Source organism: Streptomyces ossamyceticus (assembly GCF_001418475.1).
In the GTDB taxonomy this organism is placed as follows: domain Bacteria; phylum Actinomycetota; class Actinomycetes; order Streptomycetales; family Streptomycetaceae; genus Streptomyces; species Streptomyces ossamyceticus.
This window is the reverse complement of record NZ_LIQX01000557.1, coordinates 1-4,690: the sequence shown is the minus strand read 5'-3', so window position 1 is coordinate 4,690 and position 4,690 is coordinate 1. Positions and strand designations below refer to the sequence as shown.

Genomic DNA, 4,690 nt, shown 5'->3' with positions numbered 1-4,690 from the left:
GGTTCGTCGGCGGGTGCGGGCCCGTGGGGGCTTGTCGCGCAGTTCCCCGCGCCCCTGGGAAGAGGGCTGCGCCCCTTCCCCCACCGCAGCTAGCCCGGGATCAGGCCGTCGTCGCTCAGCATGTCCCGGACTTCCTCCAGGGTCGCGTCCGGGGACGGGAGGATCAGCTCGGAGGGTTCCAGGGCGTCGTCCGGGAGGGCGGTGCCCAGTTCCCTGACCTTGGACAGGAGGGCGTGGAGGGTGCGGCGGAAGCCGGGGCCGTCGCCGCTCTCCATCTCGGCCAGTAGCTCGTCGTCCAGCTTGTTCAGCTCGGCGAAGTGGCTGTCGGCCAGCTCCACCTGCCCCTCCCCCATGATCCGTACGATCATGTCGCCCTCCTCAGGCACGGGACTCACACGGGATGACTACTGCGTGATGACTACTGCTTGTCGAAGCGGGGGGTGTCCTGGCGCTGGGACTGCTGCTGGGCGGAGCCCTGGCCGCCCTCGATGGCCTGCTGCCCGGACGTGCCTCCCGCCAGCTCCGCCTTCATGCGCTGGAGTTCCAGTTCGACGTCCGTACCGCCGGAGAGGCGGTCCAGCTCGGCCTGGATGTCGTCCTTGTGCATACCGGACGGGTCGTCGAGGGCACCGGAGGCGAGCAGTTCGTCGATGGCGCCGGCACGGGCCTGGAGCTGCGCCGTCTTGTCCTCGGCCCGCTGGATGGCGAGACCGACGTCGCCCATCTCCTCGGAGATGCCGGAGAAGGCCTCCCCGATCCGGGTCTGGGCCTGGGCGGCGGTGTAGGTGGCCTTGATCGTCTCCTTCTTCGTACGGAAGGCGTCGACCTTGGCCTGGAGCCGCTGGGCGGCGAGGGTGAGCTTCTCCTCCTCGCCCTGGAGGGTGGAGTGCTGGGTCTCCAGGTCCGTCACCTGCTGCTGGAGCGCGGCACGCCGGGAGAGCGCCTCGCGGGCCAGGTCCTCACGGCCCAGCGCGAGCGCCTTGCGGCCCTGGTCCTCCAGCTTCGAGGACTGGGACTGGAGCTGGTTGAGCTGGAGTTCCAGACGCTTGCGGGACGTGGCCACGTCGGCCACACCGCGCCGCACCTTCTGGAGCAGCTCCAACTGCTTCTGATACGAGTAATCGAGGGTTTCGCGCGGGTCCTCGGCCCGGTCAAGGGCCTTGTTCGCCTTCGCGCGGAAGATCATCCCCATACGCTTCATGACACCGCTCATGGGCTTCGCGCGCCCCCTTCTGACGGACTCCAGCTCACCGGTCTCTCGACAGAACCCACAGTACGGGCCCTGCATCCATTACCGCACTGTTCGGGGACGGATGCGCTCCTCCCCAAGGACGACTGTGGACGGCTCCGATCCGGCGTAGGGAGTAGGTGTCCCCCGGGGTTGTGTACGGGCGGACCCCCGGAAAGCCTCAGCTTCCCTACGGACGAATCTTCACCGCACTCCCCCGTTTCCGTCTTCTCCGGTTCCCCGGTCCACTTTCGGTCCCGTTCTGTCCCCAGCACAGACGCCGGGTGTTGCCGGATCGTTCCCCACGGGACTGGGGTCCATGCCCCGGCACCCCGTACCCTTGGGTTTTGTGTTTCGTAGCCGCGCCAAGAGCGAGAAGGAAGCGGTCGCCGAGAAGGCGTCGGTGACCGACTCCAAGCAGACCCGTGACCCGCAGGCCCCCAAGGGGCGGCCCACTCCCAAGCGGAGTGAGTCCCAGTCCCAGCGTCGCAGCGTCGCCAATACGCCGACGACGCGCAAGGAGGCAGCCAAGCGTTCCCGCGACGAGCGGCGCGCCTCGCTGGAGAAGCAGCGCCAGGCGCTGGCCACCGGCGACGAGCGCTACCTGCCCGCGCGGGACAAGGGCCCGGTCCGCCGGTTCGCCCGCGACTACGTGGACTCGCGTTTCCACATCGCCGAGTTCTTCCTGCCGCTGGCCGTCCTCATCCTCGTCCTGAGCATGGTGCGGGTGCCGGCGCTGCAGAACATCGCGTTGCTGCTGTGGCTGTTCGTGATCATCCTGATCGTGGTCGACTCGGTCGGCCTGGCGATCCGCCTGAAGAAGCAGCTGAACGTCCGCTACCCCGACCAGAACAAGAAGGGCGTCGTCGCCTACGCCCTGATGCGCACCCTTCAGATGCGTCGCCTGAGGTTGCCGAAGCCGCAGGTCAAGCGCGGAGAGCGGCCCTGAGCACGACGGCTTTCTCCGGGGACGCCGCCGAGGCCTGGCTCAACCGGCTGGGGACGCTGCGTGAGGTCGTACGACAGGAGCTGGTGGCCCGCCAGGTCGACGAGCAGATAGCCGCGCGTTTCCCGGTGGGGCAGCGGCTGCGGGTGCTGGACGTCGGGATGGGGCAGGGCACGCAGGCGCTGCGGCTGGCGCGGGCCGGGCACGAGGTGACCGGGATCGAGCGGGAGCCGCGGCTGATCGCCGTGGCGCGGGAGGCGCTGGCGGCGGAGCCCGAGGGCATCCGCGGCCGGATGCGCATCGTCGAGGGCGACGGCCGGGACACCGGTGTCCACTTCCTGCCGGGCAGCTTCGACGTGGTCCTGTGCCATGGCGTGCTGATGTACGTCGAGGAGCCGGACGCCCTGCTGGCGGGGCTGGCCCGGATGCTGGCGCCCGGCGGGTTTCTGTCACTGCTCGTGCGCAACGGCGACGCGCTCGCGATGCGGGCGGGGCTCGCCGGGGACTGGGCGGGGGCGCTCGCGGCGTTCGACACGACCGCGTACCGCAACCGGCTGGGCCTCGATGTACGGGCGGACCGGCTGGACACGCTGACGGACACGCTCGGGGGGATCGGGGCGCCGCTGCACGCGTGGTACGGGGTTCGGGTGTTCACGGATCTGGCGGCCGACGACGCGGTGGTGCCGGAGAGCCGGGAGGCTCTGGAGGCGTTGCTCGCGGCGGAGGAGCGGGCCGGGCGGACGGATCCTTATCGCCAGGTGGCGGCGCTGCTGCACCTGTGCGGGGTGCGGGGCTAGATCTTCGCCCCCGCCGCCCCTTTCCTTCCCGTCCCGTCCTTAAGGGGCTGTGCCCCTTTGGCTCCCTTCGGATGCTTTCCAGCTCGGGGGGGCGCTTTCGTCGGCGGGTGCGGGCTCGATGTGGTTGATCGCGCAGTTCCCCGCGCCCCTTCCGGGGCGCGGGGGGCGCCGTTACGCCTCCTGCGCGTGGAGGCTCATCGGGCCGTAGATCTCAGTCGTGTCCTCGAAGAGGCGGACCTGGTCTGCGCCGCCCTCCAGGAGGGCCTTCCACTGTTCGCCGATCCATGACTCGGCATCCCCCTGGGTCGTGAACTCCTCGGGCTGGACCGCGGGCTGGACCTCCGTCCCGTCGGCCTTCTCGAACCGCCACGTCCATGCCGTCATGTGAGCCTCCGTAAGTACCGGCCCGGCACCGCTCACCGGCGCCGGGCAAGATCCGGTTCCCTCTGAGCCTAGTCGGACGCACAAGACCTGCGGGTGTTCCTCGGGACGCGGGAAAATCGAAGGCGTGGAACTGACACTGCTCGGCACCGGCGCCCCCGCGGGGCTTCCCCGCCCCGACTGTCCGTGCGCGGCGTGCGCGACCGCGCTCGGCGATGCCGCGCGCGGGGCGACCGCGCTGCTCGTGGACGGCACACTGCTGCTCGACCTCACTCCCGGCGCCGCTCTCGCGGCCGCGCGCGCCGGGCGCTCACTGACCGGCGTGCGCCAGGTGCTGCTGACGCATCCGCAGGCCGGGCCCGCCATGGAGGTGCCGGCGGGGCTGCCGCAGCCGGGGCGGGTGCCGGACGGACGGGAGTTGGCGCTGCTGACCGGGCACCGGGTGCGGGCGCAGGCTCTGGACTCGCCGGGCACGGGGTACGCGGTGACCGGGCCGGGCGGGCAGCGGCTGTTGTATCTGCCGTCGGGGAGCGCGCCCGCCGGGCTGGAGGAGCGGTCGGCGGAGCCGTACGACATGGTGCTCGCCGATGTCCTGCGGCGGCCCGACGCCCTGGCGCGGCTGCGGGCGGCGGGTGCCGTGGGTCCGACGACCGATGTCGTCGCCGTCCATCTGGACCATGACGTGCCGCCGGGTGGTGAGTTGCCGCGCCGGCTCGCGGCGGCGGGTGCGCGCGCCGTGCCGGACGGGACGACGCTGGCGGTCGGCGCCTACGAGGACGTTCCGGACGTACCGCGTCGCACACTCGTGCTGGGCGGGGCGCGGTCCGGGAAGTCGGTCGAGGCGGAGCGGCGGCTGGAGGCGTTTCCTGACGTGCTGTACGTGGCGACGGGCGGCACGCGGGGCGGGGACGGCGAGTGGGCGGAGCGGGTCGCCGCGCACCGCGAGCGGCGGCCCGGTTCCTGGCGCACCGTCGAGACCTGCGACCTCGTCCCCCTGCTCAAGGAGGAGGACGGGCCGCCGCTGCTCATCGACTGTCTGTCGCTGTGGCTGACGGACGTCATGGACGAGGTGGGGGCGTGGGACGACGCGGAGTGGGCGGGTGGTGGGGAGCGTGCGCTCCGGGCGCGTGTGACGGAGCTGGCGGAGGCCGTGCGGCAGACCCGCCGGACCGTCGTCGCCGTCTCCAACGAGGTCGGTTCGGGGATCGTGCCGGCCACCGCCTCCGGGCGCCGCTACCGGGACGAACTCGGGCGGCTGAACACGGCGTTCGCGGCGGAGTGCGAGCACGTGCTGCTGGTGGTGGCGGGCCAGGCGCTGTCGCTACGGGGCTGAGGGGT

At 71.6% G+C, this 4,690-nt stretch carries 6 protein-coding genes; 3 read left to right on the top strand and 3 right to left on the bottom strand.

Going from position 1 to position 4,690, the window contains the following annotated elements:
* Positions 1-89 precede the first annotated feature (89 nt).
* Positions 90-368, bottom strand: a complete 279-nt coding sequence (gene pspAA, locus AOK15_RS33135) for a PspA-associated protein PspAA (RefSeq protein WP_055522016.1) — start codon at positions 366-368, stop codon at positions 90-92.
* Positions 369-418: 50 nt separating this feature from the next.
* Positions 419-1,213 carry a PspA/IM30 family protein gene (locus AOK15_RS33130; protein ID WP_079049790.1) on the bottom strand — a complete coding sequence of 265 codons (795 nt, stop codon included), beginning with the start codon at positions 1,211-1,213 and terminating at the stop codon, positions 419-421.
* Between the two features lie 334 nt (positions 1,214-1,547).
* On the opposite strand from AOK15_RS33130, the gene AOK15_RS33125 reads away from it, so the two are divergent.
* Both AOK15_RS33125 and AOK15_RS33120 read left to right on the top strand, forming a co-directional pair.
* The gene (locus AOK15_RS33125; protein ID WP_107099565.1) at positions 1,548-2,177 is read left to right on the top strand and encodes a DUF3043 domain-containing protein; all 630 of its coding nucleotides are present in this window, start codon (positions 1,548-1,550) and stop codon (positions 2,175-2,177) included.
* Positions 2,174-2,971, top strand: a complete 798-nt coding sequence (locus tag AOK15_RS33120) for a class I SAM-dependent methyltransferase (protein WP_107099566.1) — start codon at positions 2,174-2,176, stop codon at positions 2,969-2,971. The genes AOK15_RS33125 and AOK15_RS33120 overlap by 4 nt, the downstream gene beginning before the upstream one ends.
* Positions 2,972-3,142: 171 nt before the next feature.
* Here AOK15_RS33120 and AOK15_RS33115 read toward each other — a convergent pair whose 3' ends face one another.
* Positions 3,143-3,355 (bottom strand): hypothetical protein, encoded by a 213-nt coding sequence (locus AOK15_RS33115; protein ID WP_055522013.1) that lies wholly within the window; start codon positions 3,353-3,355, stop codon positions 3,143-3,145.
* Between the two features lie 124 nt (positions 3,356-3,479).
* Here AOK15_RS33115 and AOK15_RS33110 point away from each other — a divergent pair, with 124 nt between their 5' ends.
* A complete protein-coding gene (locus AOK15_RS33110; protein WP_055522012.1) occupies positions 3,480-4,685 on the top strand; it encodes a bifunctional adenosylcobinamide kinase/adenosylcobinamide-phosphate guanylyltransferase in 1,206 nt (401 codons plus the stop codon).
* Positions 4,686-4,690: the final 5 nt, after the last annotated feature.

Coding starts and splice junctions, on each gene's coding strand:
- pspAA (WP_055522016.1), bottom strand. CDS start 368: ATGATCGTACGGATCATGGGGGAGGGGCAGGTGGAGCTGGCCGACAGC.
- AOK15_RS33130 (WP_079049790.1), bottom strand. CDS start 1,213: ATGAGCGGTGTCATGAAGCGTATGGGGATGATCTTCCGCGCGAAGGCG.
- AOK15_RS33125 (WP_107099565.1), top strand. CDS start 1,548: ATGCCCCGGCACCCCGTACCCTTGGGTTTTGTGTTTCGTAGCCGCGCC.
- AOK15_RS33115 (WP_055522013.1), bottom strand. CDS start 3,355: ATGACGGCATGGACGTGGCGGTTCGAGAAGGCCGACGGGACGGAGGTC.